The 25522-nt window shown below is 69.4% G+C and carries 28 protein-coding genes; 14 read left to right on the top strand and 14 right to left on the bottom strand.

What is annotated here, in order from left to right:
• Nucleotides 1-10: 10 nt before the first annotated feature.
• The 4 genes from ACEN9J_RS12445 to kynB form a co-directional block, all read right to left on the bottom strand.
• A complete protein-coding gene (locus tag ACEN9J_RS12445) occupies nt 11-1261 on the bottom strand; it encodes a hypothetical protein (RefSeq protein WP_057590675.1) in 1251 nt (416 codons plus the stop codon).
• A gap of 82 nt (nt 1262-1343) precedes the next feature.
• Nucleotides 1344-2192: a tryptophan 2,3-dioxygenase gene (gene kynA / locus ACEN9J_RS12440; RefSeq protein WP_057590674.1), complete on the bottom strand. Its 849-nt coding sequence runs from the start codon at nt 2190-2192 to the stop codon at nt 1344-1346.
• Nucleotides 2189-3469, bottom strand: coding sequence for a kynureninase (gene kynU / locus ACEN9J_RS12435; protein WP_057590673.1), 1281 nt, complete (start codon nt 3467-3469; stop codon nt 2189-2191). Before kynU ends, kynA begins: the two co-directional genes overlap by 4 nt.
• A gap of 13 nt (nt 3470-3482) precedes the next feature.
• Entirely contained in the window at nt 3483-4121 is a 639-nt protein-coding gene (gene kynB / locus ACEN9J_RS12430) for an arylformamidase (RefSeq protein ID WP_057590672.1), read from the bottom strand.
• Between the two features lie 211 nt (nt 4122-4332).
• Here kynB and ACEN9J_RS12425 point away from each other — a divergent pair, with 211 nt between their 5' ends.
• Nucleotides 4333-4809: an Lrp/AsnC family transcriptional regulator gene (locus ACEN9J_RS12425; RefSeq protein WP_413764224.1), complete on the top strand. Its 477-nt coding sequence runs from the start codon at nt 4333-4335 to the stop codon at nt 4807-4809.
• Here ACEN9J_RS12425 and ACEN9J_RS12420 read toward each other — a convergent pair whose 3' ends face one another.
• The 3 genes from ACEN9J_RS12420 to ACEN9J_RS12410 are packed head-to-tail and all read right to left on the bottom strand — an operon-like array spanning nt 4810 to nt 7305.
• Nucleotides 4810-5127 (bottom strand): YkgJ family cysteine cluster protein, encoded by a 318-nt coding sequence (locus ACEN9J_RS12420; protein WP_093348847.1) that lies wholly within the window; start codon nt 5125-5127, stop codon nt 4810-4812.
• Between the two features lie 37 nt (nt 5128-5164).
• A complete protein-coding gene (gene argF, locus ACEN9J_RS12415; protein WP_261208607.1) occupies nt 5165-6100 on the bottom strand; it encodes an ornithine carbamoyltransferase in 936 nt (311 codons plus the stop codon).
• Nucleotides 6097-7305, bottom strand: a complete 1209-nt coding sequence (locus tag ACEN9J_RS12410; protein ID WP_057590668.1) for an aspartate aminotransferase family protein — start codon at nt 7303-7305, stop codon at nt 6097-6099. The genes argF and ACEN9J_RS12410 overlap by 4 nt, the downstream gene beginning before the upstream one ends.
• Nucleotides 7306-7475: 170 nt before the next feature.
• On the opposite strand from ACEN9J_RS12410, the gene ACEN9J_RS12405 reads away from it, so the two are divergent.
• Nucleotides 7476-7841: a DUF3579 domain-containing protein gene (locus ACEN9J_RS12405; protein WP_057590667.1), complete on the top strand. Its 366-nt coding sequence runs from the start codon at nt 7476-7478 to the stop codon at nt 7839-7841.
• A 138-nt stretch (nt 7842-7979) separates the two neighbouring features.
• Here the strand turns inward: ACEN9J_RS12405 and rpsT are convergent, their stop codons facing one another.
• A complete protein-coding gene (rpsT, locus tag ACEN9J_RS12400; protein ID WP_057590666.1) occupies nt 7980-8294 on the bottom strand; it encodes a 30S ribosomal protein S20 in 315 nt (104 codons plus the stop codon).
• Nucleotides 8295-8410: 116 nt separating this feature from the next.
• Here rpsT and murJ point away from each other — a divergent pair, with 116 nt between their 5' ends.
• From murJ to ACEN9J_RS12370, 6 genes are all read left to right on the top strand, one after another.
• Nucleotides 8411-9964, top strand: coding sequence for a murein biosynthesis integral membrane protein MurJ (murJ, locus tag ACEN9J_RS12395; RefSeq protein ID WP_413764223.1), 1554 nt, complete (start codon nt 8411-8413; stop codon nt 9962-9964).
• An 88-nt stretch (nt 9965-10052) separates the two neighbouring features.
• Complete coding sequence (locus tag ACEN9J_RS12390; protein ID WP_413764222.1) at nt 10053-10907, top strand: SirB1 family protein; 855 nt, start codon at nt 10053-10055, stop codon at nt 10905-10907.
• On the top strand, nt 10907-11332 hold the full coding sequence (locus ACEN9J_RS12385) for a bleomycin resistance protein (protein ID WP_057590663.1): 426 nt from the start codon (nt 10907-10909) through the stop codon (nt 11330-11332). Before ACEN9J_RS12390 ends, ACEN9J_RS12385 begins: the two co-directional genes overlap by 1 nt.
• A gap of 160 nt (nt 11333-11492) precedes the next feature.
• Nucleotides 11493-11924, top strand: coding sequence for a YciI family protein (locus tag ACEN9J_RS12380; RefSeq protein ID WP_057590662.1), 432 nt, complete (start codon nt 11493-11495; stop codon nt 11922-11924).
• A 16-nt stretch (nt 11925-11940) separates the two neighbouring features.
• Nucleotides 11941-12369 (top strand): YciI family protein, encoded by a 429-nt coding sequence (locus ACEN9J_RS12375; protein ID WP_413764221.1) that lies wholly within the window; start codon nt 11941-11943, stop codon nt 12367-12369.
• A gap of 61 nt (nt 12370-12430) precedes the next feature.
• Nucleotides 12431-13660 (top strand): RNA polymerase sigma factor, encoded by a 1230-nt coding sequence (locus ACEN9J_RS12370; RefSeq protein WP_413764561.1) that lies wholly within the window; start codon nt 12431-12433, stop codon nt 13658-13660.
• A gap of 1 nt (nt 13661) precedes the next feature.
• Here the strand turns inward: ACEN9J_RS12370 and ACEN9J_RS12365 are convergent, their stop codons facing one another.
• From ACEN9J_RS12365 to purM, 5 genes are all read right to left on the bottom strand, one after another.
• Entirely contained in the window at nt 13662-14672 is a 1011-nt protein-coding gene (locus ACEN9J_RS12365) for a GlxA family transcriptional regulator (RefSeq protein ID WP_413764220.1), read from the bottom strand.
• Complete coding sequence (locus ACEN9J_RS12360) at nt 14651-15283, bottom strand: DJ-1/PfpI family protein (RefSeq protein ID WP_413764219.1); 633 nt, start codon at nt 15281-15283, stop codon at nt 14651-14653. The genes ACEN9J_RS12365 and ACEN9J_RS12360 overlap by 22 nt, the downstream gene beginning before the upstream one ends.
• Nucleotides 15280-15837: a cysteine hydrolase family protein gene (locus tag ACEN9J_RS12355; protein WP_413764218.1), complete on the bottom strand. Its 558-nt coding sequence runs from the start codon at nt 15835-15837 to the stop codon at nt 15280-15282. The genes ACEN9J_RS12360 and ACEN9J_RS12355 overlap by 4 nt, the downstream gene beginning before the upstream one ends.
• Nucleotides 15838-15966: 129 nt before the next feature.
• A complete protein-coding gene (locus tag ACEN9J_RS12350; protein ID WP_413764217.1) occupies nt 15967-17037 on the bottom strand; it encodes an AI-2E family transporter in 1071 nt (356 codons plus the stop codon).
• Between the two features lie 35 nt (nt 17038-17072).
• Nucleotides 17073-18113, bottom strand: a complete 1041-nt coding sequence (gene purM, locus ACEN9J_RS12345) for a phosphoribosylformylglycinamidine cyclo-ligase (RefSeq protein WP_057590655.1) — start codon at nt 18111-18113, stop codon at nt 17073-17075.
• A gap of 143 nt (nt 18114-18256) precedes the next feature.
• Here purM and hda point away from each other — a divergent pair, with 143 nt between their 5' ends.
• From hda to ACEN9J_RS12320, 5 genes are all read left to right on the top strand, one after another.
• Nucleotides 18257-18943 carry a DnaA regulatory inactivator Hda gene (gene hda / locus ACEN9J_RS12340; RefSeq protein WP_314733633.1) on the top strand — a complete coding sequence of 229 codons (687 nt, stop codon included), beginning with the start codon at nt 18257-18259 and terminating at the stop codon, nt 18941-18943.
• A 19-nt stretch (nt 18944-18962) separates the two neighbouring features.
• Nucleotides 18963-20573, top strand: coding sequence for a polynucleotide adenylyltransferase PcnB (gene pcnB, locus ACEN9J_RS12335; protein WP_261208599.1), 1611 nt, complete (start codon nt 18963-18965; stop codon nt 20571-20573).
• Complete coding sequence (folK, locus tag ACEN9J_RS12330) at nt 20570-21289, top strand: 2-amino-4-hydroxy-6-hydroxymethyldihydropteridine diphosphokinase (RefSeq protein WP_413764216.1); 720 nt, start codon at nt 20570-20572, stop codon at nt 21287-21289. Before pcnB ends, folK begins: the two co-directional genes overlap by 4 nt.
• Nucleotides 21290-21490: 201 nt before the next feature.
• Complete coding sequence (locus ACEN9J_RS12325; RefSeq protein ID WP_057590652.1) at nt 21491-22135, top strand: DUF47 domain-containing protein; 645 nt, start codon at nt 21491-21493, stop codon at nt 22133-22135.
• A gap of 13 nt (nt 22136-22148) precedes the next feature.
• Nucleotides 22149-23159, top strand: a complete 1011-nt coding sequence (locus ACEN9J_RS12320) for an inorganic phosphate transporter (RefSeq protein WP_057590651.1) — start codon at nt 22149-22151, stop codon at nt 23157-23159.
• Between the two features lie 56 nt (nt 23160-23215).
• Here ACEN9J_RS12320 and ACEN9J_RS12315 read toward each other — a convergent pair whose 3' ends face one another.
• On the bottom strand, nt 23216-24358 hold the full coding sequence (locus ACEN9J_RS12315; RefSeq protein WP_413764215.1) for a hypothetical protein: 1143 nt from the start codon (nt 24356-24358) through the stop codon (nt 23216-23218).
• 66 nt (nt 24359-24424) lie between these two features.
• Between ACEN9J_RS12315 and ACEN9J_RS12310 the strand changes: the two genes are divergently transcribed.
• Nucleotides 24425-25324, top strand: a complete 900-nt coding sequence (locus ACEN9J_RS12310) for a LysR family transcriptional regulator (protein ID WP_413764214.1) — start codon at nt 24425-24427, stop codon at nt 25322-25324.
• Nucleotides 25325-25522: the final 198 nt, after the last annotated feature.

Below are 25522 nucleotides of genomic sequence, written 5' to 3'. Positions count from 1 at the left end.
TCCGCGGCGGCTAGAGCCTGAACGACTGCAGGTGCTCGATGCGCTCGGCCAGCCCCTCGGGCCCGAGGTAGTGCCCCATCGAGCCGCTGCGCACCTGCATCAGCGTGCCCTCGAGCTCGGCCAGCAGCGCATCGCGGTCGACGATGAAGGCGGCCGGCACGTCGATGCCCGCGCGCGCGCAGGCCTCGGCGATCAGCCGCGCGCTCGCGGGCGCGCCGCAGGCCACGCAGGCGACCACGGCCGTCATGTTGGGCTCCGCCCCATTGGCCAGCAGCGCGGTCGTGAGCTCGGGCGAGATCTGCCCGTCGATGTTCGCGAGCACCTCGGCCGAGACCGGTGCCCCCGCGCGCACCAGCGCCGCCGCGGCCGCATAGGCGCTGCGACTCACCGCCATGTCGGTGGCCAGCGCGCTGCCCTGCAGCGGTCCTTCGAAGCGCACGCCCGCGGCCGCGAGCTCGACCACCAGCGCCGCGTCGTCGACCGCAATCGCATGGCGCAGCGCCGTGCGCGCCACCGCGGGCTGGCGGCGCAGGCTGCCCTCGGCCAGCGGCGTGCGCCAGTCGACCACGGCGCGGCAGTAGAAGGTGACCAGCTTGTCCATCAGGTCGATGTCCAGCCCGTGGGCCTGGTGGCGATCGTCGACGTAGGCCAGCAGCGCGTGGCCCGAGTAGCAGTCGCCGGTGGGCGCGAGCGGGTCCTCGTCGAGGTGCAGCGCGGCGAAGGCGCCGAACAGGTCGCTCGCGACCACGCTCAGGCCGTCCTCGTGCAGCGCATGGGTCCAGGCCGGCGGCAGGCCCTGCTTCCAGGCCACGACCTGCCCGTGCTCCGCGCCCGGCTCGACCACCGTGTAGATGCGGTCGCAGTACTCGAAGCCGCCGAAGGGCAGGTGCGCGAGCTTGCCGCGCCAGCGCAGGCCATGGGTCTGCGCGCCTTCCTCGGCCAGTTCCTGCTCGTGCTCGATCCAGCCCTGCAGGTCGCGGTAGCCGTCGCTGCCGTCCCAGAACAGCTCCGACCAGCTGATGTTCTCGATGTTGCCGTTCATCTCGAGCGCGAGGTCGTAGTCGAGGCGCCCGCCGGCCGTGAGCCGCCACAGCGCGAGCAGCGGTTCGGGCAGCGGGCCCGCGCACATCGCCTGGATCGCCGAGATGCGGTGCGCCGGCATCGGCGGCTGCGCCTCGAAGATCACCCGCTCCGCGAACAGCACCACGCCGTGTTCGCGCAGGGTGTCGAGCTCATCGGCCGAAAACTGGATGTCGTTCATGGCGGCGCCTCCGTGGTTCCCAAAAATGTAGCGTGCTGGGCGGGAGCGGCAAGGGGTGGCACCCGGGGGTGCCGCCGAGAATCTACAGGTCGGTGCGCAGCTTCCAGATCTCGGGGAACAGCACCACGTCGAGCATCTTGCGCAGGTAGCTCACGCCGCCGGTACCGCCGGTGCCGCGCTTGAAACCGATCACGCGTTCGACGGTGGTGACATGGCGGAAGCGCCAGAGCCGGAAGGCATCCTCGATGTCGGTGAGCTTCTCGCCGAGCTGGTAGAGGTCCCAGTGCCGGTGCGGCTCGCGGTAGACCTGCAGCCAGGCCGCCTCGACGCCGTCGCTGGCCTCGTAGGGCTGGGTCCAGTCGCGCTCGAGGCGGTCGGCGGGCACCGGCAGGCCATGGCGCGCGAGCAGGCGCAGCGACTCGTCGTAGAGCGAGGGCGAGCGCCAGGCGGCTTCGACCTGGGCCAGCAGGTCGGGGCGGTGCGCATGCGGCTTGAGCATGGCGGGGTTCTTGTTGCCGAGCGCGAACTCGATGCAGCGGTACTGCGCGCTCTGGAAGCCGCTCGAGCTCGCGAGATAGGGGCGCATCGCGGTGTACTCGGGCGGGGTCATGGTCGACAGCACGGTCCAGGCACCGACCAGCTGTTCCATGATGCGGCTCACGCGCGCCAGCATCTTGAAGGCATCGGGCAACTGCTCGCTCGCGATGCAGGCGGTGGCGGCGCGCAGCTCGTGCAGCATCAGCTTCATCCAGAGCTCGCTGGTCTGGTGCTGCACGATGAACAGCATCTCGTCGTGCGCGGGCGAGAGCGGATGCTGGGCGTTGAGGATCTCGTCGAGGTGCAGGTAGTCGCCGTAGCTCATCGACGCGCTGAAATCCAGCTGCGCCTTCTCTTCGTGGACGATCTCTTCGGGGCGCTTCTCGGTGCTCATGTCACTGCGTTCTTGCGGTTGAATTCGGGGCGCCGCCACTCGCCGGTCTCGAGCACCTGCACCAGCTGTTCGACGGAGTTCCAGACGTCCTCGAAGCCGAGGTAAAGCGGCGTGAAGCCGAAGCGCAGGATGTCGGGCATCTGCGCGTCGCCGGCGCGGAAGTCGCCGATCACGTTGCGTGCGATCAGCGCCTGCACGATCGCATAGGCGCCTTCGTCGCGGCTCAGGCACACCTGCGAGCCGCGGCGCGCATGCTCGCGCGGCGTGACCAGCGACAGGCCGTGGCCCGCGCAGCGCTCCTCGACCAGCGCGATGAACAGGTCGGTGAGCGCGAGCGACTTGGCGCGCAGCGCGCCCATGCCGCCGCGTTCGCCGTCGAAGGGCTCGGCCGCGAGCACGGTGTCGAGGCCGCATTCGAGCGCCGACAGCGAGACGATCGGCTGCGTGCCGCAGAGGTAGCGCGCCACGCCCGGCGCGGGCCGGTAGTGCGGCGTGAACTCGAACGGCGCTGCATGGCCCCACCAGCCCGACAGCGGCTGCTCGAAGCGATCGGCATGGCGCGTGTGCACCCACGCGAAGGCCGGCGCGCCGGGGCCGCCGTTGAGGTACTTGTAGCCGCAGCCGATGGCGTAGTCGGCCTCGGCCTCGTTGAGCGCCACCGGCACCGCGCCCGCGCTGTGGGCCAGGTCCCAGACCGCGAGCGCGCCGGCCTCGTGCGCGGCGGCGGTGATGGCCTTCATGTCGTGCATGGCGCCGGTGCGGTAGTTGACGTGCGTGAGCATCAGCACCGCGACCTCGTCGGTCAGCGCGCCGGGCAGCTCGTCGGCCTCGATCAGCTTGAGCGTGAAGCCGCGCTCGCGGCACAGCGACTCGGCGATGTAGAGGTCGGTCGGGAAGTTGCTGCGCTCGCTCACCACCAGCTTGCGGCCGCTGTCCTTCTGCTGCGAGAGCGCGGCGAACAGCACCTTGTAGAGGTTGACCGAGGTGCTGTCGGTGCACACGACTTCGCCGGGCGCGGCGCCGACGAGGCGCGCGACCTTGTCGCCCAGGCGCTGCGGCAGGTCGAACCAGCTCGCGGTGTTCCAGGAGCGGATCAGGCCTTCGCCCCATTCCCTGGCCACCACTTCGGCGATGCGCGCGGGCGCGGCCTTGGGCAGCACGCCGAGCGAGTTGCCGTCGAGGTAGATCACGCCGTCGGGCAGCGTGAACTGGTCGCGCAGGGCGCGCAGCGGGTCTTGCGCGTCGAGCGCGCGGCAGTCTTCGAGGGTGGTCGTCATGGGTCTTGGCGGATCAGAGTTCGCGCAGCACGGCGCGAACGGGGGAGGCATCGGCGCTCACCAGCCTGAGCGGCAGCGCGATGAGTTCGTAGTCGCCCTCGGGCACCTCGTCGAGCACGAGGTTCTCGAGCACGCGCAGGCCGCGGCGGCGGATCGCCTGGTGGCTGTCGAGCGTCTTGCTGTCGGCCGGATCGATGCTCGCGGTGTCGATGCCGATGAGCTTCACGCCCATGGCCGCGAGGCGCTCGACCGTGGAGGGCGCATAGGCGGCGAGCTGGCCGTCCCAGCGATCGACCGGCATCGCGGCATAGGTACGCACCAGCACCCGCGGCGGCAGCTGGCTCGTGATCGCGTGGGCGATGTGGGCCCATTCGACCAGCGGGCCGCGGCCGATGGCGTGGATCACGCGGCAGGGGCCGATGAAGGCGTCGAGCGAGACGTCGCCGATGGTGGCGCCCTCGGGGTCGTAGTGCAGCGGCGCATCGGCGTGCGAGCCCACGTGCGGCGACATCGTGATCGCGCTCACGTTGACCGGACAGCCCGGCCCGATGGTGGCGCACCACTGTTGCGTATAGGGCGTGTCGCCCGGAAACACCGGGCTGCCCGCGTGCACGGGGGCGGAGATGTCCCAGAGTCGTCGTGGTGCGGTCATGGTGGCTGAATCGGTGTCACGAAGGGTGGGGTTCGGGTGGCAACAATGCCGGTGGGCCGAGGCAGCCAGTGTGGGCCGGATGCCGGCTTGCCACAAGCCGTTGCGCGGAGCCGGATGCTATTCGCAAGGGTGGCCATAAGTCGAGAAGTTATCCATGGGTTCGAATGAAATTGGATAATCCATTCTCAAACGACCAAATCTGGAAAAAATCATGCAAGCCGACCTCGATCGCACCGACCTCCAGCTGCTGCGCGCGCTGCAGGACAACGCCCGCCTGACCTCGGGCGAGCTCGCGCAGATGGCGCACCTGTCGCAGTCGCCGTGCTGGCGGCGCGTGAAGAAGCTCGAGGACGACGGCGTGATCGGCGGCTACCACGCGGGCCTGAACCGGCGCGCGCTGGGCTTCGGCGTGATGGCCTTCGTGATGGTGGGCATCGACCACCAGACCGAGATCTTGTCGCGCGCCTTCGAGGACGCGGTCTGCGCCATCCCCGAGGTCGTGATGTTCCACGGCATCTCGGGGCCCGAGGACTTCATGCTGGTGGTGGTGGCGAAGGACCTCGACGCCTATTCGGAGCTGCTGCAGCGCAAGCTGCACCGCCTGCCGGGCGTGCGCCACGTGCAGACCTATTTCTCGCTGCAGGAATTCAAGGGCCGCGTGGGCGGCCTGCCGGTGCCGGCGACCTGATCAGTGCAGGGTGTCGGGCAGCGCGCCGAGCCCGTGGCGCAGCCGCGCGCGCTGGCAGGCGTCGCTGCCGGCCTGCAGCTCGTGGCAGGGATTGGGCCGCCACTCGTAGATGCCGCAGGCCACCGACTGGCCGATCTTGCCGGTGAGGGCCGCGCAGCGCGCGGGCGTGTGGTCGGTGCCGCGCATGCGGCACAGCGTGTCGTTGACCTCGACGGCCAGGCCCGAAGGCACCCGGCCGCCGTTGTCGTCGAGCTCGTGCACGCTGAAGTCGACGCGGTAGCTGGCGCAGCAGGCGCCGCATTGCTGGCAGGCGTTCATGGCGGGCCGGTGCTGCCGAAGCGGAAGAAGAGGGCGCTCAGAGCCTGCCGAGCAGCAGGAACTCCATCAGCGCCTTCTGCGCATGCAGGCGGTTCTCGGCCTCGTCCCAGACCACCGACTGCGGGCCGTCGATGACCTCGGCCTGCACTTCCTCGCCGCGGTGCGCGGGCAGGCAGTGCATGAACAGCGCGTCGGGCTGGGCCCCGCGCATCATCTCCTCGTCCACGCACCAGTCGGCGAAGGCCTTGCGGCGCGCCTCGTTCTCGGCCTCGTAGCCCATGCTGGTCCAGACGTCGGTGGTCACCAGGTCGGCGCCGCGGCAGGCTTCCATCGGGTCCTTGTAGACCTTGTAGCTGTCGCCCGAGCGGATGCCGGCGATCGACTGGTCGACCTCGTAGCCGCTGGGCGTGCTCACGTGCACGGTGAAGCCGAGGATTTCGGCGGCCTGCAGCCAGGTGTTGGCCATGTTGTTGCCGTCGCCCACCCAGGCCACCGTCTTGCCCTGGATCGAGCCGCGGTGCTCGATGTAGGTGAAGATGTCCGCGAGGATCTGGCAGGGATGGAATTCGTTGGTCAGGCCGTTGATGACCGGCACGCGCGAATGCGCGGCGAAGGCATCGATCTTGGTCTGCTCGTAGGTGCGGATCATCACCAGGTCGACCATGCGGCTGATGACCTTGGCGCTGTCCTCGATCGGCTCGGCGCGGCCGAGCTGGCTGTCGCCCGTGGTCAGGTGCACCACGCTGCCGCCGAGCTGGTACATGCCGGCCTCGAAGCTCACGCGGGTGCGCGTGCTGGCCTTCTCGAAGATCATGGCCAGCGTGCGGTCGGTCAGCGGCTGGTGCTTCTCGTAGGTCTTGAACTTCTTCTTGATGACCGCCATGCGGTCGAACAGGTAGGCGTACTCGTCGGCCGAGAAGTCCGAGAACTGCAGGTAGTGGCGGATGGCTGGCGTCGCGCTGGCACTCGTCATTTGGGGGCGGGCTCCGAGAGGAAGGTCTTCACGATCGGCGCGAGGATGGCGACGATCTCGTCGGCCTCGGCGATGCTCAGGATCAGCGGCGGCACCAGGCGGATCACGCTGTCGGCGGTCACGCTCAGCAGCAGGCCGGCGTCGCAGGCGCGGTTGAGGATCGCGCCGCAGGGACGGTCGAGCTCGATGCCCAGCATCAGGCCCTGGCCGCGCACTTCCTTCACGCCGGGCAGGCCGCCGAGTTCGCGCTCGAGCGCGGCCTTCAGGTGGGCGCCGACGTTGGCGGCGTTCTCAAGCAGCTTCTGCTCCTCCATGATGCGGATGGTCTCGATGCCGGCGCGCATGGCGAGCGGGTTGCCGCCGAAGGTGGTGCCGTGGTTGCCGGGGCCGAAGATGTGGGCAGCCTTGGGGCCGGCCACCACGGCGCCGATCGGCACGCCCGAGCCCAGGCCCTTGGCCAGCGGCATGACGTCGGGCTTGATGCCGGCCCACTGGTGGGCGAACCACTTGCCGGTGCGGCCCATGCCGCACTGCACCTCGTCGATCATCATGAGCCAGTCGCGCTCGTCGCACAGCGCGCGCACCTGCTTCAGGTACTCGATGCGCATCGGGTGGATGCCGCCTTCGCCCTGGATGGTCTCGAAGAACACGGCGACCACGTTGGGGTTGCCCTCGGTGGCCTTCTTCAGGGCCTCGATGTCGTTGAGCGGCACGCGGATGAAGCCCTCGACCAGCGGGCCGAAGCCCTTCTGCACCTTGGGATTGCCGGTGGCCGACAGGGTGGCGATGCTGCGGCCGTGGAAAGCGGCTTCATAGACCACGATCTCGGGGCGCTCGATGCCCTTGTCGTGGCCGAACTTGCGCGCCAGCTTGAGCGCGGCTTCGTTGGCTTCGAGGCCGGTGCAGCAGAAGAAGGCGTTGGTCAGGCCCGAGATCTCGGTCAGCTTGGTGGCGAGCTTCTCCTGGCCGGGCACGTGGTAGTAGTTGGAGCTGTGGATCAGCTTGCTGACCTGGTCCTGCAGCGCGGGCACCAGCTCGGGATGGTTGTGGCCCAGCGTGTTGACCGCGATGCCGCCGAGGCCGTCGAGGTAGGCGCGGCCGTTCGTGTCCCAGACTCGGCAACCCTGACCGTGCGACAGCGCGATCGGAAGGCGGCCGTAGGTGTTCATGACGTGGGGCGAGGTGGGCTCGACGGTAGCGCTCATTCGGTTCTCCAGTAAGGGAAGGCGGATTCTAGGCGGCGAGTTTGACGCTGGCGTTGAGGATTCCGCATCACAGCAATGCCCTGCGCCCGGTGGGAAGGGGGAGGGCGCGGATAGAATCCTTGTTGCACCGCAACAGCTCGCTACGGCGTGCGGTCGCCTCTTCCCAAACGATGATTTCCCCCACCGCCACCGAGATCTTCATCCAAGGCATCACGCACGACGGCCGCACCTTTCGCCCGAGCGACTGGGCCGAGCGGCTGGCCGGCGTGATGTGTTCCTTCCGGCCCGGCGGGGCCTATCCGGGCAGCCACCTGAGTTACTCGCCGTGGTGCGTGCCGACCACCATCAATGGCGTGAAGTGCGTGGTGGTGAACAGCGCGCTGCGCGAGGCCGAACCCATGGCCTGGGACTTCTGCGTGAACTTCGCGCGCGACAACGACCTGCAGGTGGCCGAGGCCTGCCTGGTGCCCGATCCGGATCACCAGCACAAGGACGGGCTCCAGCGGACCCCGCCGACGCCGGTCAAGAAGCCCTGAGCGGTCGACCGCTTTTCCTTTTTCGACAAACCGTTCGCCCATGAAAAAACCGCCCGAAGGCGGTTTTTCACTTTGCTGCAGCGCACCCCGATCAAACGGCGGACCGGCGCGAACCGGTCCGGGCTTGCCTGACAGGTGTCAGGCGGCGGCCTTTTCAGGCGCGAGGGCCAGGGCCTTGACCTTGGCCGACAGGCGGCTCTTGTCGCGAGCAGCCTTGTTCTTGTGGAAGATGCCCTTGTCGGCGACCGTGTCGACGATGCTCTGGGCCTTGGCGAACAGCTCGGTCGCCTTGGTCTTGTCGCCGGCCAGAACAGCCTTTTCGACGTTCTTGACTGCCGTGCGGTACTTCGAACGCAGCGAGGTGTTCGCTGCGTTCAGCTTGGTGTCCTGGCGGACGCGCTTGCGGCCCGACGCCAGGCGCGGGTTCTTCTTCTTGGGCTTGGTAGATGCCATGGTAGTGTTCTCTCAGTGTCTGAGGATGATGCAGCAAAGCCCTCCATTATAGGCCGGGCGGCGAAATCTGGCCAGAACCGCCATTTCACGGGCTTTGCGGGGCCTACACTCCCCCCGTGTCGCTGCTCAAATCCGCCTCCACCGTCTCCCTGCTGACCCTCGCCTCGCGCATCACCGGCCTCGTGCGCGACGTGCTGTTCGCCTCGGTGTTCGGCGTCAGCGCATTGACCGACGCCTTCAACGTCGCCTTCCGCATTCCGAACCTGTTCCGCCGGGTCTTCGGCGAGGGGGCGTTCAGCCAGGCCTTCGTGCCGGTGCTGGCGGCCACCCGCACCGAGCGCGGCGACGCCGGCGCCAAGGAACTGGTCGACCATGTCGCCACGCTGCTGACCTGGATGCTGGTGCTGGTGTGCGTGGTCGGCGTGGTCGGCGCGCCGTGGCTGGTCTGGGCCATGGCCAGCGGCCTCGCGGGCTTCGATGCCGCGGTGGTCATGACGCGCTGGATGTTCCCCTACATCGGCTTCATGTCGCTGGTGGCGCTGGCGGGCGGCATCCTCAACACCTGGCGCAAGTTCGCGGTGCCGGCGGCCTCGCCGGTGCTGCTCAATATCGCGCTGATCCTGTCGATCCTGTTCGGCGCGCCGCTGTTCCGCCGCTGGGGCATCGAGCCGATCTATGCCCAGTGCGTGGGCGTGATGGTGGGCGGCGTGCTGCAACTGGCGCTGCAACTGCCCGCGCTGCGCAAGCTGGGGCTGCTGCCGCGCATCGGCGCGAGCTTCAAGGCGCTGCGCACCGCCTGGGCCGACCCCGACACGCGCAAGATCGCGCGCCTCATGTTGCCCGCGCTGCTCGGCGTGAGCGTGGCGCAGATCTCGCTGCTGATCAACACGCAGATCGCCTCGCACCTGGCCACCGGCAGCGTGACCTGGGTCACCAATGCCGACCGGCTGATGGAGTTTCCGACCGCCATGCTGGGCGTGGCGCTGGGCGTAGTGCTGATGCCGCAGCTGGCCGGCGCGCGCGCGGCCAAGGACGACGCGCGCTATTCGTCGCTGCTCGACTGGGGCCTGCGCCTGGTGCTGCTGCTCGCGGCGCCGTGCGCGGTGGCGCTCCTGCTGTTCTCGCAGCCGCTGGTGGCGGTGCTGTTCCACAACGGTGCCTATGGGGGCGAGGACGTGCGCCGCACCACCGTCGCGCTGATGGGCTACGGCGTCGGGCTGGTCGGCATCGTGGCGATCAAGGTGCTCGCGCCGGGCTACTACGCCAAGCACGACACCCGCACGCCGATGCTGATCGCGGTCGGCGTGCTGATCCTGACCCAGGTGCTCAACCTGTTCCTGGTGCCGGTGCTGCAGCACGCGGCGCTGACCCTGACCATCGGCATCGGCGCGCTGGTCAACGCGAGCTGGCTGCTGGCGGGCCTGATCCGCCGCGGCAGCTACAAGCCCGAGCCCGGCTGGGGCCGCTTCGCGCTGCAGGTGCTCGCGGGCTCGCTGGTGCTGGCCGCGCTGCTGGCCTGGGCCTCGGGGCATTTCGACTGGATCGGCCTGCGCGAGCAGCGCTTCTGGCGCATCGGCCTGCTCGCGATGCTGGTGACCGGCGCCGCGCTGCTCTATTTCGCGGTGCTGGCCGCCGCCGGCGTGCGGCTGCGCAGCTTCATGCGGCGCTGAGCCTCCGACGATCGGCACCGCCGGATGCCTTGGCAATCCGCATGTCCCCCGCCTTGACGCTGCCGGCCCCGCTCCTCTACAAAGCCACATGACGACGTTCAGCTTCCAGGTCCCCACCACACTCGAGTATTTCGAGTCGCTCGTGCAGAGCGACGACCAGTTCCCGCTGCTCGAGGCCGCCGCCAGCATCGCGCAGGACGAATACCCCGACCTCGACGTCCAGCAGGTGCTCGGCGATGTCGACCAGCTGCTGGCCCGCCTCAAGCGCCGCCTGCCGTCCGACGCCGCACCGCTCGCGCGGCTGCGCGCGCTCAACCAGTTCTTCTTCAACGACCTGAACTTCGGCGGCAACGTCAACGACTACTACGACCCCGACAACAGCTACCTCAACGCGGTGCTGCGCACGCGCCGCGGCATCCCGATCTCGCTCGCGGTGCTGTGGATGGAGCTGGCGCAGGGCCTGGGGCTGCAGGCGCGCGGCATCGGCTTCCCGGGGCACTTCATGCTCAAGGTGACGCTGCCCAAGGGGCAGGTGGTGATCGATCCCTTCACCGGCAAGTCGCTCTCGCGCGAGGAACTCAGCGAGCGGCTCGAGCCCTACAAGCGCGGCAACGGCCTGGTCGGCGAATTCGACGTGCCGCTGGGCCTGTACCTGCAGCCCGCGAGCTCGCGCGAGATCATCGGCCGCATGCTGCGCAACCTCAAGGAAGTGCACCGCGCGCAGGAGGACTGGCAGCGGCTGATCGCCGTGCTCGACCGCATCATCGCGCTGCTCCCCGAGGCCTGGGGCGAGTACCGCGACCGCGGCATCGCCCATGCCGAGCAGGGCAGCACGGCCGCCGCGGTGCGCGACCTCGAGGCCTACCTGGCCCATGCCGAGGACGCGCTCGACATCGACGCCATCGCGGAGCGCGTGGCCGCGCTGCGGCGCGCCGCCAGCTGATGGCCACCCGGGCGGGCCCCACCGGCGCGCCCGCCCTCGGCGCCGTGCACGGCTTCCATGGCATGGAGCCGGTGCTGCCGGTGGCCGACGTCGGCCGCGCTGCGCGCTGGTTCTGCGAGGTGCTGGGCTTCGAGCTCGACTTCATCGCGGGCGAACCGCCGAGCTACGGCCGCGTCAGGCAGCTGCCGGCCGGCGCCGGCCAGCCGATCTACCTGCGCCTGTGGCAGACCGGCGCGCGCGAGCCGCGTCCGTGGCGCGGCGAGTTCGTGATCCAGGTCGGCCACGACATCGACGGCCTGCATGCGGCCTACCTGAAGCGCGGCGTCACGGTCATCGAGGCGCCGGTGTCGCAGCCCTGGGGCACGCGCGAGTTCGCGATCCGCGAGCCCGACGGGCATGTGCTGCGCTTCTGCGGCCGTCCGTAGCGGCCGGCTCGCCGAAATTGAAACGCTTTTTTACAACTGGGCCGGTCGATTCCTGTCGATCCGGCCGGCCGTCGCTCGACGTGTCAACAGGAGCAGGCAGATTCGAGGCTTCGACGCCGTTCCCGATTTCCACTTCCAACCCCCCTCTAGGAGCAACGACATGCGATTCATGATTCTGGTCAAGGCCAATGCGGATTCCGAAGCCGGCGTGATGCCCAGCACCGAGATCCTCACCGCGATGGGCAAGTACAACGAGGAACTGGTGAAGGCCGGCGTGCTGCTGGCGGGCGAGGGCCTCCATCCCAGCTCGAAGGGCGTGCGCGTGCGCTGCGAGGGCCCGACCAAGCGCACCGTCATCGACGGCCCTTTCGCCGAAACCAAGGAACTGCTGGCCGGCTTCTGGCTGTTCCAGGTGAAGTCGAAGGAGGAGGCCATCGAGTGGATCAGGCGCAGCCCGTTCCAGGAAGGCGAGATCGAGATCCGCCAGGTCTTCGAGGCTGCCGACTTCGGCGATTCGATGACGCCCGAGCTGCTCGCGCAGGAAGACCGCCTGCGCGCCGAGACCGAGGCCCGCACCAAGCCCGGCCACTGAATCCAGGAGAACCGCCATGCGATTCATGCTGCTGATGATCCCCCTCGGCTACGAGAACGCCGCGCCCGGCACCATCCCCGACGACGTCGACGCGGTGTCGGCCATGATGGCCTACAACGCATCGATGCAGGAGGCGGGCATCCTGATCAGTTGCGACGGCCTGCATCCACCCTCGATGGGCGCGCGCGTGAGCTTCCCGGGCCGCAAGCCCACGGTGGTCGACGGCCCCTTCGCCGAGGCCAAGGAAGTGCTCGGCGGCTTCTGGATCATCGACGTGCCCTCGCGCGCCGCCGCCATCGAATGGGCCACGCGCTGCCCCGGCGGCGAGAACGAGGTCATCGAGGTGCGCCAGATCCAGGAGGTCGAGGACTATCCGGCCGAGGTTCAGGCGCTGACCGCCGAGGCCTTCCCCTCGATGCAGACCCTCAAGAAGCCCGCGAACTGAGCCGGTGAGCCACGACCCGCGCACCGCCGCGATCCATCGCACCGTCGAGGCGGTGTGGCGCATGGAGTCGGCCAGGATCATCGCCACCGTCGCGCGCATGGTGCGCGACGTGGGCCTGGCCGAGGAACTGGCCCAGGACGCGCTGGTCTCGGCGCTCGAGCAGTGGAGCGAATCGGGCGTGCCCGACAACCCCGCGGCCTGGCTCACCGCCGTGGCCAAGCGCCGCGCGCTCGACCGCCTGCGCCACCTGCAGCTGGCCGAGCACAAGGCCGGCGAGATCGGCCGCGAGCTCGATGCGCGGCACGAGATCGCGCAGGCCGACTTCGCCGAATCGGTCGACACCGCGCTCGACGACGACATCGGCGACGACCTGCTGCGGCTGGTCTTCACCGCCTGCCACCCGGTGCTGTCGACCGAGGCGCGCGTGGCGCTCACGCTGCGCCTGCTCGGCGGCCTCGCCACCGACGAGATCGCGCGCGCTTTCCTGGTCACCGAGCCCACCGTCGCGCAGCGCATCGTGCGCGCCAAGCGCACCCTGGCCGAGGCGCGCGTGCCCTTCGAGGTGCCGCGCCGCGCCGAGTTCGAGCCGCGGCTGGCCTCGGTGCTCGAGGTGCTCTACCTGATCTTCAACGAGGGCTATGCCGCCACCGCGGGCGACGACTGGATGCGCCCCGCGCTGTGCGAGGAGGCGCTGCGCCTGGGCCGCATCGTGGCCGAGCTGATGCCCGCGGCGTCGGAGGTGCACGGGCTGGTCGCGCTGATGGAGATCCAGGCCTCGCGCACCGCCGCGCGCGTCGGGCCCTCGGGCGAGCCGGTGCTGCTGCTCGAGCAGAACCGCGCGCGCTGGGACCACGTGCTGATCCGCCGCGGCCTGGCCGCGCTGGCACGCGCCGAGGCGCTCGGCGGCGCGCTCGGCCCCTATGCCCTGCAGGCCGCCATCGCCGCCTGCCATGCGCGGGCGCGCACGGCCGAGCAGACCGACTGGGGCCGCATCGCCGCGCTCTACGACGCGCTGGCCCAGCTCGCGCCTTCGCCGATCGTCGAGCTCAACCGCGCGGTCGCGCTGTCGATGGCCTTCGGCCCGGCCGCGGGGCTCGAGGTGGCCGATGCGCTGCTGGCCGAGCCTGCGTTGCAGGGCTACCACCTGCTGCCGGCGGTGCGCGGCGACCTGCTGTTCAAGCTGGGCCGGCTCGACGAGGCGCGGCGCGAGTTCGAGCGCGCGGCCGGCCTGACGCGCAACGGCCGCGAGAAGGCGCTGCTGGCGGCGCGCGCACGCGCCTGCCTGGGCTGACTCAGCCGCGCGCCAGCCCGGCCGCGTCCGACGGCGAACCCGGCAGCCCGAACTGGTGCCAGGCGCGGCGCAACTGCGTGTCGGAACCGAAGCCCGACAGCTCGGCCGCCCGCGTGACGCTGGCGCCCGAGGCCAGCGCCAGTTGCGCGGCCGCCAGCCGCAGCCGGCGCAGGTAGGCCAGCGGCGCCACGCCCGCATGCTCGACGAACAGCCGCGTGAGGTGGCGCGCCGAGGTGTGGGCCACCTCGGCCATGCGCGGCACGTTCCAGTCGGCCTGCGGCCGTTCGCTGACCGCGTCCTGCACCCGGTGCAGGGCGGCGTGCAGGTGGTTGCGGTAGGCCAGGAAGGGCGACAGCTCCGGGTCGTGGGGGCCGCGCCGCAGCGCCACCACCATGGTCTGCGCGACCTGCGCCGCCAGCGCCTCGCCGCAGGTGTCGGCGATGCGGTGCAGCAGCAGGTCGATGCCGGTGGTGACGCCGGCACTGCTGTAGACCGGCGGGTCGAGCACGAACACCCGGTTGCCCACCACCTCGCAGCGCGGCTCCACGGCGCGCAGCTCGCCGAGGTGATGGTGGTGCGTGGTGGCGCGCCGCCCGGCCAGCGCGCCGGCATGCGCGGCCAGCAGGCTGCCGGCGCAGATGGTCAGCAGCTCGAGCCGCCCCGCCTCGAGCCGCAGGCCGCGCAGCCAGTGCAGCAGGTCCTGGGTCTCGGGCGTGTCGATCGGGATCGTGTCGCCCGGCATGCCGACCAGCACCACCCAGGCGGCGCCGTCGACACCATCGGCGGTGAGCAGGTCCGGCAGCGGCGCCAGCCCGGTCAGCGCGATGCCGACCGAGCCGACCGTGTCGGGCCGCGGGCTCGCGAACTCGATCGCGAAGCGCGGCGGCGCCCCGCTGGCGCGCAGCCGCTGGTTGGCGATGCGCAGCGCTTCGGCCGGCCCGGCCCAGTCGAGCACCAGGCTGCCGGGCAGCAGCACGAAGACGACGCGGATCAGGGTGGGTTGTGCGTCCATGCGTAGTCCATCTGGCGCGCGGTGCGCTCGGCCAGTTCGCGGCCGGCCAGGCGCTCGACCAGGTGCAGGCTCACGTCGATGCCGGCGCTGATGCCGGCCGAGCTCAGGATCCGGCCCCCGTCGACCCAGCGCACGCCTTCGCGCACCTCGAGCGCCGGGAAGCGCTCGCGCAGATCGGCCAGGTCCTCCCAGTGCGTGGTGACGGCCTGGTCGGTGACCACGCCGCTGGCCGCGAGCAGGAAGACGCCGGTGCAGACCGAAGCCACCAGCCGCGCGCCCGCGGCCTGCCGCGCGATCCACTGCAGCGTGGCGGCGCTCGCGAGCGGCGCGTCGACCACGCCGCCGGGCACGAGCAGCAGGTCGGCCTGCGGCGCGTCGGCCAGGTCGTGCGCGGCCAGCAGCCGCAGCCCGGCGCGCGCCTGGACCGGCCGCGCGGGCGCGCCCTCGGCCACGGCCGCGACCTCGAAGAGCGCCGGTTCGTCCGGCCGCAGTCGCCGGTGCACGCGGGTCGCGGTGGTGAACACCTCGAACGGGCCCGCGAAGTCCAGGGCCTCGATGCCGTCGAAGGCCAGGATCAGCACGCGCAGCGCGGCGGCCGGCGACGGACTCATGCCGCGCGTTCCAGCGCCTGCGCCACGCCGCAGATGGTCGCGAAGCGCCCCGCCAGCACGGTCGCCGTGCGGGCCTTGATGTCGGCGGCCGAAAGCGGCTTGCCGTCGGGCTGCACCATGTCGAAGGTCAGCGTGGCGTCGGTCACGTAGTCGACCTCCCAACCCAGGTCGGAGGCATGGCGGGTGGTGGTCTCGCAGCACTGCTCGGTGCGGATGCCGCTCACGATCAGCCGGCCGATGCCCTGCTGGGTGAGCCAGATGTCGAGCCCGCTGTTGACCAGCGCGCTGTGGCGGTGCTTGGTGAAGGTGGCGGCGGCGTCGAAGCCGGCCAGGCCCTCGATCGGGCGCACGAAGCCCGATTCGACCGCGAAGGGGTTGGCGGCGGTGGTCGGGCCGTCGACGTGGTAGACGCGCACGATCGGCAGGCCGGCCTCGGCCGCGCCCGCGATCAGCGCGTTCTGGGCCGCGAGATAGGGCGCCGCGAGGCTTTCGTCCCAGTACGGGCGCTGGCGGAACGATTCCTGGGCGTCGATCACAATCAGACAGGTCTTCATGGCGGATTTTCCGAAGGCGAAGTGGATGATGCGCCCGATTCTTGGCGGTTTCACGCCTGAGGGCCGCTCCGGAGCGGACCAGAATCGATCAGATCAGGACATCGCCAGGCGCGCGGGGCGCCCGCCGCCTCAGACCAGGCCGCCGGCCTGCAGCTCTTTCTTGAGGTAGGCGTAGAACAGCGGCGCCGCCACCAGCCCGGCCGGGCCGAACACCGCCTCGGCCACGAACATCACGGCCAGCAGCTCCCACACGCTCATCTGCGTGCGGCTGCCCACCACCTTGGCGTTGATCACGTACTCGGCCTTGTGGATCAGGATCAGGAAGGCCAGGCAGGCCGCGGCCGTGACCGGCGACACCGACAACGCCACCAGCGTGATCACCGCGTTGCACACCAGGTTGCCCACGATCGGCACCAGCCCGGCGACGAAGGTCAGCGTGATCAGCGCGGGCGTGTAGGGCAGGTGCGGGCCCCACAGCGGCATCAGCACCAGCAGGAAGATGGCGGTCAGCAGCGTGTTGAAGGCCGCGATCCAGAACTGCGCCGCGACGATCTGGCCGAAAGCCTGGCCGAACATCGTGATGCGCTGGTGCAGCTCCTCCGCCAGCGGCCGGCGCGGTCCGCGCGCATGCGCCACCGCGGCCAGCCCGCCGATGATCAGCCCCACGTAGGCGAACAGCAGCGCCCCGAGCCAGGCGCGGCCGGTGAGTGCCAGCATGCCGGCCTGGGCGCGCATGTAGTTCGCCACCATGCGCTGGATCTCGGCCGCGCCCTCGGGCAGGTAGACCGCGATCTCGGGCGGCAGCTTCAGCCGCAGCTCGAGCACGGTGCGCGCCGTGTAGTCGAGCAGCTCTCGGTACTGGTCGGGTGCGTCGATGACGTATTCCCGCGCCTGCGACAGCCCCACGGTGACCAGCGCGATCGGCGCCAGCAGCACCAGCGTGACCGCCAGCACGCGCGCGATGCCGTCGCCGCGCGTGCGCAGCGGGGCGAAGCGCGCCAGGCCGCGGCCGATCAGCCGCGCGAAGAAGCGCGTGGCCAGGAAGCCGATGCAGGCGCACAGCAGCCCCGGCAGCAGGTGCTGCCACATCACGAGCATCAGGCCCGCGAGCATCAGCAGGTAGCTGGCGATCACCACGTTGCGCGGGGCGCTGCGTGGCGGCACGGGGGCGATGGGAGCGGTGGGCAGGGGCTTGGTCATCCGGGAGGGCGCTTGCGCGTCGAAACCCGGTGGGTTCAGGCGACGACCACGGCGGCGCCTTCGCCGCGCTCGGCGATCGCGCCGATCTCGTGCACCGTCTCGCCGGCCGCGCGCAGCGTGGCGGCGCAGGCGGCGGCCTCGGCTGCGTCGATCACCACCACCATGCCGATGCCGTTGTTGAAGGTGCGGTTCATCTCGATGTCGTCGATGCCGGCCACCTTCTGCAGCCAGGCGAACAGCTCGGTCTGCGGCCAGCTGCCCTTCTTCAGGTGGGCGGCGGTGCCCTCGGGCAGCACGCGCGGGATGTTCTCGAGCAGGCCGCCGCCGGTGATGTGGGCCAGCGCCTTGATCGGGTGCTTGCCGAGCGCCTCGAGCACCGGCTTCACGTAGAGGTGGGTGGGCTCCATCACGGCCTCGCGGAAGGGCTTGCCGTCGAGCGTGGCGGGCAGCTCGGCGCCGGCACGTTCGATCACCTTGCGCACCAGGCTGAAGCCGTTGGAATGCACGCCGGCCGAGGCCAGGCCCAGCACCACGTCGCCGGGCTTGACGTTCTGGCCCGTGAGGATCTTCGACTTTTCGACCGCGCCGACCGCGAAGCCCGCCAGGTCGTACTCGCCGGCCGGGTACATGCCGGGCATCTCGGCGGTTTCGCCGCCGATCAGCGCGCAGCCCGAGAGCTCGCAGCCGCGCGCGATGCCGCCCACCACCGCCGCGGCGGTGTCGACGTCGAGCTTGCCGCAGGCGAAGTAGTCGAGGAAGAACAGCGGCTCGGCGCCCTGCACCAGCACGTCGTTGACGCTCATGGCCACGAGGTCGATGCCGACCGTGTCGTGCATGTTCCATTCGAAGGCCAGCTTGAGCTTGGTGCCCACGCCGTCGGTGCCGCTCACCAGCACCGGCTCCTTGTAGCGCTTGGGCACCTCGAACAGGGCGCCGAAACCGCCGATGCCGGCCAGCACGCCTTCGCGCAGGGTCTTCTTCGCGAGCGGCTTGATGCGGTCGACCAGCGCGTCGCCGGCATCGATGTCGACGCCGGCGTCCTTGTAGCTGAGCGGAGTGGGCAGAGGGGAGGTCATGGCTGGTTGGAAGCGAGAGGAATGGAAAGCGCACCGGCCGCGATGGCACCCCGGGGGGAGGGTCAAAGGGCGAAACGGCCGGGCCGATAGAATTCCGGACGATTTTACGGGCGTTGACCGCCCCCTCCATGAACCTTCCCGGGATGAAACAGCTCGCGCTCGATATCGGCATCGCGACGGGCCCCAGCTTCGACGCCTTCTTTGCCGGCCCGAACGAGGCGGCGCTGCGGCACCTGCAACTGTGGGTGGGCGGCGCCGGCAGTCCGGCGCTCCACTCGCCCGTGCCCACCTACCTGTGGGGCGAAAGCGGCAGCGGCAAGACCCACCTGCTCGAATCGGTGCGCGTGGCGCTGCGCGAGCAGGGCGCCAGCGTGGGCTGGCTGCACGCCGGCCTGCTGGAGCCGCCCGAGTTCGACGAGCGCTGGGTCGCCGTGCTGCTCGACGAGGTGCACCTCTACACCGCCGTGCAGCAGCACGCGGCCTTCAACTGGTTCGTCAATGCGCAGAGCCTGCAGCGCGGCGTGGTGGCCGCGGGCGCGCTGCCGCCGGCCGACCTGCCGCTGCGCGAGGACCTGCGCACCCGCCTCGGCTGGGGCCACGTGTTCCACCTGCAGGTGCTCGGCGAGAGCGAGCGGCGCGCCGTGCTGCGCCAGGCCGCCGATGCGCGCGGCGTGATGCTGTCCGACGATGTGCTCGACTACATGCTGCACCGCTTCAGCCGCGACCTCGGCAGCCTGATGGAGCTGCTCACGCAGCTCGACGGCTATGCGCTGCAGACGCAACGCGCGATCACCATTCCGTTGATCCGCTCCATGCTCGAAAACGAATAAGAAGAACCCTTCTCAACCAATGATCAAGAAATTCATCGACAAGCTGCTCGGCAAATCCGCCGGCGGCGCACAGGGAAAGAGCCGCTTCGGCAAGCGCGAGGAAGTGCCGGCGGAGGTTCACCGGATCGATCCGGCCCTGGTCGACGAACGCGCGAAGAACGTGGTCACCACCCTGCAGCAGGCCGGTTTCGAGGCCTACGTGGTGGGCGGCGCGGTGCGCGACCTGCTGCTCGGCCTGCGGCCCAAGGACTTCGACGTGGCGACCAATGCCACGCCCGAGCAGGTCAAGGGGCTGTTCCGCCGCGCCTTCATCATCGGGCGGCGCTTCCGCATCGTGCACGTGGTGTACGGGCGCGGCCGCGAGCACGAGGTGATCGAGGTCTCGACCTTCCGCGCCTACATGGACGCGGCCGCGGCCGGCCAGGTCAGCGGCAACGAGCGGACCAGCAAGGGCGAGCTCGCGGGCATGACCCATGCCGTGGACGCCAGCGGCCGCGTGCTGCGCGACAACGTCTGGGGCCCGCAGGAGGAAGACGCCGCGCGCCGCGACTTCACCGTCAACGCGATGTACTACGACCCGGCGCGGCAGGTGGTGATCGACTACCACCACGGCATCCGCGATGCCCAGAAGCTGGTGCTGCGCATGATCGGCGACCCGGCCGTGCGCTACCGCGAGGACCCGGTGCGCATCATCCGCGCCATCCGCTTCTCGGCCAAGCTCGCGGCCCTGGGCTTCAAGCTCGAGCCCAAGACCGGCGCGCCGCTGGTCGAGTCGAGCAAGCTGCTGGCCGACGTGCCGCAGAGCCGCCTGTTCGACGAGATGCTCAAGCTGCTGCAGACCGGCCATGCGATCGCCACCGTCGAGCAGCTGCGCAAGCTGGGGCTGGCCAGGGGCATCTACCCGCTGCTCGACGTGGTGGTGGAGCGTGCCGACCTGCCGTTCGTGAAGGCCGCGCTGCAGGACACCGACCGCCGCGTCGGCGAGGGCAAGCCGGTGGCGCCTAGCTTCCTGCTGGCCTGCGTGCTGTGGGCCGACGTGCGCGACGGCTGGGCCCAGCGCCAGGAAGGCCGCAACGGCCAGCGCGCGCAGCCGCCGTTCCCGGCGCTGCAGGACGCGATCGACGACGTGTTCAACGCGCGCATCGGCGACGTCTCGGGCCGCGGCAAGCTGGCCGCCGACATGCGCGAGATCTGGATGATGCAGCCGCGCTTCGACAAGCGCACCGGCTCCACGCCCTACAGCCTGGTCGAGCAGGCGCGCTTCCGTGCCGCCTTCGACTTCATGCGCCTGCGCGCCGACGTGGGTGAGGTGAGCGAGGCCATCGCCGAGTGGTGGCAGGAGTTCAGCACCTCGGACGACACGCGGCGCCAGGACCTGCTGGACCAGGTGCGCGACGAACAGAAGACACGTCAGCGCGTGCGGGTGCGCAACACCGCGCCCGCGGCCGGTCCCGTGGTCGTCAAGAGCGCCGCCGCGCGCGGCGACGAGCGCGCGGACGACGAGGCGGCCGACGGCGAAGCCGGTGCTGCCGTGCCGCCCGATGGCGAGGCGGCCGCGCCGCGCAAGCGCCGGCGCCGCCGCAAGCCGCGTACCGGTGGTGAGGGCGGCGCGCCAGCCGCGTCCGAATGAGTACCGCAGGGCGCCCGCCGGGCGGCAAGGGCGCGGGCGGCCGCAAGCCCGCGGGGGGCGGCGAGGGCCGTCGCCAGGCACCGCGCGATGCCCGCGATGGCGATCGCAAGCCCGGCGGCCGCGGCGCCAGTTCCGCCGGCCCGGCCCGCAAGGGCGCCGCGCCGGCGCGCAGGCCGGCCGGTCGCTCGGGCGGCTCCGGCCCGGCCCGGCCTCCGAGCCGGTCCCGCGACGAGTACCCCACGGTCCAGGCCTTCATCGCGATCGGTGCCAACCTCGGCGATGCCGCCGCGGCGGTGCGCGCCGCCGTCCTCGCCATCGGCGCGATCGAGCGCACCACCGTGACGGCCAGCTCCTCGCTCTACCGCAGCGCGCCGGTCGATGCCACCGGCCCCGACTTCATCAATGCCGTGGTCGCGGTGCGCACCGGCCTCACGGCCGAGGCGTTGCTGGCCGACCTGCAGCAGCTCGAGCTCGAGGCCGGGCGCGAGCGGCCGTTCCCGAATGCGCCACGCACCCTCGACCTCGACCTGCTGACGCACGGCAACACGGTCAAGGACACGCCCGCGCTCACGCTGCCGCATCCGCGCATGCGCGAGCGCGCCTTCGTGCTGAAGCCGCTGGCGGAGATCGCGCCCGACAAGGTGCCGCGCGCCGCGCTGGCGCGCGTGTCGAAGCAGGTCATCGAGCGGCTGCGCGACACCGATCCCCAGGCTTGAGCGCGCCGCCGGGGCGGGCCTCGATCCCGCCGGCGTCGCGCCGGTGATGCTGCTGGCGGCAGCGCGGCAGCCACGCCGCGCGCATATACAACGAAAAGATCAACCCCCCAAGGTCCGGATCGCACGATCCGCCCGTTTAAACTTCGCGGGTTTTTCATCAAGGCGTCATGAAACTGTGATTGACGTCCTCCAGGAGTCGCCATGTTCGGCAAGCTGCTGCCCCGCGAGGGCAATTTCTTCGAGATGTTCAACCAGCACGCCGAGCGCATCGTCGAGGCGGCCCGGGCGTTCGAGCAACTCGTCACCAACTACAACGACGTGCACCTGCGCGAGCAGTACAACCGCGACGTCGACAACGCCGAGCGCGCGGCCGACCGCGTCACGCACGACGTCAACCGGCTGATCCACAAGACCTTCATCACGCCGATCGACCGCGAGCAGATCCACAAGCTCATCAACACCATGGACGACGTGGCCGACCTGATCCAGGACTCGGCCGAGACCATGGCGCTGTACGACGTGCGCCACATGACCGACGAGATCGTGCGCCTCACCACGCTGAGCGTGAAGTGCTGCGACCGCCTCAAGGACGCCGTGAAGTACCTCGGCAAGATCGCCGACCCGGCCGTGGCCGAGGCCACCCTGAAGACCTGCGAGGAGATCGATCGCCTCGAGTCCGACGCCGACCGCGTGATGCGCAGCGCCATGAGCAAGCTGTTCCGCGAGGAGCCCGACGTGCGCGAGGTCATCAAGCTCAAGGCGATCTACGAGCTGCTCGAGACGATCACCGACAAGTGCGAGGACGTGGCCAACGTGATCGAGGGCATCGTCCTCGAGAACTCCTGAGCGGGCACGACCGATGGCAACGGTGCAGGTCGCCCTCTGGGTGGTGATGGTGCTGGTCGCGCTGGCGATCCTGTTCGACTTCATGAACGGCTTCCACGATGCCGCCAACTCGATCGCGACCGTGGTGTCCACGGGCGTGCTGCGGCCCGGCCAGGCCGTGGTGTTCGCCGCCTTCTTCAACCTGATCGCGATCTTCGTCTTCCACCTGAGCGTGGCCGCCACCGTGGGCAAGGGCATCGCCCAGCCCGGCGTGGTCGACGTGCACGTGGTGTTCGGCGCGCTGATCGGCGCCATCAGCTGGAACCTCGTCACCTGGTACTACGGCATCCCCAGCAGTTCCTCGCATGCGCTGATCGGCGGCATCGTCGGCGCCGTGATCGCCAAGACCGGCACCAGCGGCCTCGTCGCCTCGGGCATCTGGAAGACCGTGGCCTTCATCTTCGTCTCGCCGGTGCTGGGCTTCCTGCTCGGCTCGCTGATGATGGTGATCGTGGCCTGGACCTTCCGCCGCGCCACGCCCTCGCGCATCGACCGCTGGTTCCGGCGGCTGCAGCTGGTCTCGGCCGGCGCCTACAGCCTGGGCCACGGCGGCAACGACGCGCAGAAGACCATCGGCATCATCTGGATGCTGCTGATCGCCACCGGCTACGCCTCGGCTGGCGAGGCAGAACCGCCGACCTGGGTCATCGTGAGCTGCTATGCCGCGATCGCGCTGGGCACCATGTTCGGCGGCTGGCGCATCGTCAAGACCATGGGCCAGAAGATCACCAAGCTCAAGCCCGTGGGCGGCTTCTGCGCCGAGACCGGCGGCGCGCTCACGCTGTTCCTGGCCACCGCGCTGGGCATTCCCGTGTCGACCACCCACACCATCACCGGCGCCATCGTCGGCGTGGGCTCGGCGCAGCGCGCGAGCGCGGTGCGCTGGGGCGTGGCGGGCAACATCGTGTGGGCGTGGATCTTCACGATCCCGGCATCGGCGTTCGTGGCGGCGATTGCTTACTGGGTGAGCTGGCAGATCTTCTGAGCGCGGTCCTTCGCGGATCTCGCTCGGGCATATCGGTCCCGCATTGGATTTGCCGATCAGCCGATAGTGGTGCGAATTTCGATGGTCTCTTGGACGCGAAGGATTCGAATGCGGGCCTTGCGGGCCGTGGCCCAAGAAGGCTCCTGAGGCCGCAGTTCGATCTCGCCCGCGCCGCTCGCGTTCTGCACGGAGGCCTGGCCCACTAAGATTGCCTTGTTGTTCGCGATATCCATGGCGAAGCGTCCTGGTGTCGCGAAGCGAATGGAAAAGCCTGGGGTCGTTGCATCGCGACCTCGCCTTTCTATCTTCAGCAGCCGCAGATGCCGGCCTTGAGCTTCCGCCCAAATGCGTTCTGTCTGGTGCCCAGATTCGTTTTCGATAACGATCTGTCTCGACCGGTGCATCTCGGTCACCACATACCGGGTCTCTTGCCTGTCGATCGCTGAGTAGGTCCAGGAACTTCCGAGCACGATTTGCGAGGGTTCATGCACCAGATCCAGTGTGTGGGTGCTGGCGCGGATCGCTCCCATCTGATGCATCTCCGTATAGAAGCCGTTGAGACCTACGAATCCCTGCGGGGAGCGGACTCTTTCGGCAACGTCATATGTCCTCTCGTTGATCCGAACGGTGGTTCCTGGTCCCGCGAGGCAACTTTTGCCGCGCCACATGAGAGGCAAGCTGCTCTTCGGCGAGTGCCTGCCGGGATCGGTCAACCCACCTCGGGTGCCATCGGGCGCTGATGCCGCCACCACGCGAAGCAGGATGGTTTCGTTCGCCAAAGACGTGAAGCGGACCGTGATGCACGGTCGTTCGGGCGTGCCTTCCTGATCCACGTTCACCTCGCGATACACCGTTTCTCTGCCTTCGAAAGCCTGCGCTTCGATGTGGGTCGCTCTGTCGTTGACGTGATCGATCTGTGTCTGGTCGTGGCGCGTCAGGATGGCCCGGACTGAGGTCGATGCCGAACCCTTTCGATGAATCATTGCCTCCACGGCCTCGTATTCCGGATGACCTCGAAAGTAAGCGATGACATGAACATCGTCGGATTCGAAGCGCATGTCGAAAGGTTGGACGATGCCGGTTGGAAGCAGCAACCCATGCGTGGGAGGGGAATGAGCCTCGCCGAGGCCGGCGTCGGGTTTCGTCGCGGGCTTCGATGGCGCACCTTGGGCGTGTGCGAGGCGGACCGGTGTTTTCATATGAAGATCTTCGATCACACAATTGCATTCGACAAGTGCAATGATTGAATTCGATACATGCACCATATGAAGCGATTCGATTTGAACCTTCTCTACACGCTCGATGCATTTGCGAAAGCCGGAAGCGTCAAGGCAGCGGCAGAGATGCTGAATCTCAGCGCACCCGCCATGAGTCATGCGCTTGCGCGGCTTCGCGATGTGACTGGGGATCCGCTGCTCGTTCGGGCCGGGCGCAGGCTGGTTCCCACGCCGCGGGCGATGACGATGATCGAAGAGGCGCGCGACGTGGTGGAGAGGGCGAGCGCGATTCTGGCGCCTGGCATCGACGACGGGCGATGGTCGTCGGCCAAACGAGAATTCGCGGTCATCGCTCCGGACGAACTCTCAACGACCTATGGTGCTCGTTTGCTGGGCGCGATCCGGGCGAAGATGCCAAATGCCACGCTCAGCTTGCGGCCGGCCGTGAGCGCCGATGCCGATCGGTTGAGGCAAGGCGCCGTCGACGTCGAGATTGGCGCAATAGGAAAACTTCCGCCCGAGATGCGAGTGGAGGTCCTCCGTAAACAGCAGGCGGTCGTGGTCGTTCATCGCTCGCACGAACTGGTCCGGCAGAGGATGACCTTGACGCGGTACATCAAGGCGGATCATGTTTGCCAAGCGCCACACGATGGACTCGACCAGTTGGTGGAACGGGCTCTCGCGGGCGCCGGCGTATCCCGCAATTCCGTGCTGCGCGTAGCCACGTCCTATGCCGCCTTGGCGGCTGCGTCGCAGTCTCCCTTGGTCGCGACCGTGCAGGACTCGATGGTTCAGGCAGTCGCGAAAAATCTGGGTCTTGTTTCCGTGCCGTTCCCGCTCGGCCTCGAACCGCTTCATGTCGGGCAGGTCTGGCATCCCAGGGCGGACCTGGATCCTCAGCACGTGTGGCTGCGAACCTGCATCAGAACTGTTCTGGGAAGACGCTGATCGATCGAGTGCGCCAGCTGTCCACGCTTGGCCGCAACGCCTTTGCGCAGCGCAGTGCGTTTCAGCACAACTTTCTGAGCGTGTTGTTATCGCGCCAAAGAGTCCCGTTTCCGTGAACGGACTCTAAGGGTTGTCACGGACTCTTCACCCGCGCACGAGACCATCACTGCACCCGATTGCAGATGCATCGCGTGCAAG

It is taken from the genome of Variovorax sp. Varisp41 (assembly GCF_047325085.1).
Taxonomy (GTDB): Bacteria; Pseudomonadota; Gammaproteobacteria; order Burkholderiales; family Burkholderiaceae_C; genus Variovorax.
The sequence above is the reverse complement of the archived record's forward strand: the minus strand, read 5'-3'. Positions and strand labels throughout refer to the sequence as shown.

What these genes read in the sequence shown, in the direction of transcription:
- ACEN9J_RS12445 (WP_057590675.1), bottom strand. Translation starts at nt 1,261, where the DNA reads ATGAACGACATCCAGTTTTCGGCCGATGAGCTCGACACCCTGCGCGAA.
- kynA (WP_057590674.1), bottom strand. Translation starts at nt 2,192, where the DNA reads ATGAGCACCGAGAAGCGCCCCGAAGAGATCGTCCACGAAGAGAAGGCG.
- kynU (WP_057590673.1), bottom strand. Translation starts at nt 3,469, where the DNA reads ATGACGACCACCCTCGAAGACTGCCGCGCGCTCGACGCGCAAGACCCG.
- kynB (WP_057590672.1), bottom strand. Translation starts at nt 4,121, where the DNA reads ATGACCGCACCACGACGACTCTGGGACATCTCCGCCCCCGTGCACGCG.
- ACEN9J_RS12425 (WP_413764224.1), top strand. Translation starts at nt 4,333, where the DNA reads ATGCAAGCCGACCTCGATCGCACCGACCTCCAGCTGCTGCGCGCGCTG.
- ACEN9J_RS12420 (WP_093348847.1), bottom strand. Translation starts at nt 5,127, where the DNA reads ATGAACGCCTGCCAGCAATGCGGCGCCTGCTGCGCCAGCTACCGCGTC.
- argF (WP_261208607.1), bottom strand. Translation starts at nt 6,100, where the DNA reads ATGACGAGTGCCAGCGCGACGCCAGCCATCCGCCACTACCTGCAGTTC.
- ACEN9J_RS12410 (WP_057590668.1), bottom strand. Translation starts at nt 7,305, where the DNA reads ATGAGCGCTACCGTCGAGCCCACCTCGCCCCACGTCATGAACACCTAC.
- ACEN9J_RS12405 (WP_057590667.1), top strand. Translation starts at nt 7,476, where the DNA reads ATGATTTCCCCCACCGCCACCGAGATCTTCATCCAAGGCATCACGCAC.
- rpsT (WP_057590666.1), bottom strand. Translation starts at nt 8,294, where the DNA reads ATGGCATCTACCAAGCCCAAGAAGAAGAACCCGCGCCTGGCGTCGGGC.
- ACEN9J_RS12390 (WP_413764222.1), top strand. Translation starts at nt 10,053, where the DNA reads ATGACGACGTTCAGCTTCCAGGTCCCCACCACACTCGAGTATTTCGAG.
- ACEN9J_RS12385 (WP_057590663.1), top strand. Translation starts at nt 10,907, where the DNA reads ATGGCCACCCGGGCGGGCCCCACCGGCGCGCCCGCCCTCGGCGCCGTG.
- ACEN9J_RS12380 (WP_057590662.1), top strand. Translation starts at nt 11,493, where the DNA reads ATGCGATTCATGATTCTGGTCAAGGCCAATGCGGATTCCGAAGCCGGC.
- ACEN9J_RS12375 (WP_413764221.1), top strand. Translation starts at nt 11,941, where the DNA reads ATGCGATTCATGCTGCTGATGATCCCCCTCGGCTACGAGAACGCCGCG.
- ACEN9J_RS12370 (WP_413764561.1), top strand. Translation starts at nt 12,431, where the DNA reads ATGGAGTCGGCCAGGATCATCGCCACCGTCGCGCGCATGGTGCGCGAC.
- ACEN9J_RS12365 (WP_413764220.1), bottom strand. Translation starts at nt 14,672, where the DNA reads ATGGACGCACAACCCACCCTGATCCGCGTCGTCTTCGTGCTGCTGCCC.
- ACEN9J_RS12360 (WP_413764219.1), bottom strand. Translation starts at nt 15,283, where the DNA reads ATGAGTCCGTCGCCGGCCGCCGCGCTGCGCGTGCTGATCCTGGCCTTC.
- ACEN9J_RS12355 (WP_413764218.1), bottom strand. Translation starts at nt 15,837, where the DNA reads ATGAAGACCTGTCTGATTGTGATCGACGCCCAGGAATCGTTCCGCCAG.
- ACEN9J_RS12350 (WP_413764217.1), bottom strand. Translation starts at nt 17,037, where the DNA reads ATGACCAAGCCCCTGCCCACCGCTCCCATCGCCCCCGTGCCGCCACGC.
- purM (WP_057590655.1), bottom strand. Translation starts at nt 18,113, where the DNA reads ATGACCTCCCCTCTGCCCACTCCGCTCAGCTACAAGGACGCCGGCGTC.
- hda (WP_314733633.1), top strand. Translation starts at nt 18,257, where the DNA reads ATGAAACAGCTCGCGCTCGATATCGGCATCGCGACGGGCCCCAGCTTC.
- pcnB (WP_261208599.1), top strand. Translation starts at nt 18,963, where the DNA reads ATGATCAAGAAATTCATCGACAAGCTGCTCGGCAAATCCGCCGGCGGC.
- folK (WP_413764216.1), top strand. Translation starts at nt 20,570, where the DNA reads ATGAGTACCGCAGGGCGCCCGCCGGGCGGCAAGGGCGCGGGCGGCCGC.
- ACEN9J_RS12325 (WP_057590652.1), top strand. Translation starts at nt 21,491, where the DNA reads ATGTTCGGCAAGCTGCTGCCCCGCGAGGGCAATTTCTTCGAGATGTTC.
- ACEN9J_RS12320 (WP_057590651.1), top strand. Translation starts at nt 22,149, where the DNA reads ATGGCAACGGTGCAGGTCGCCCTCTGGGTGGTGATGGTGCTGGTCGCG.
- ACEN9J_RS12315 (WP_413764215.1), bottom strand. Translation starts at nt 24,358, where the DNA reads ATGAAAACACCGGTCCGCCTCGCACACGCCCAAGGTGCGCCATCGAAG.
- ACEN9J_RS12310 (WP_413764214.1), top strand. Translation starts at nt 24,425, where the DNA reads ATGAAGCGATTCGATTTGAACCTTCTCTACACGCTCGATGCATTTGCG.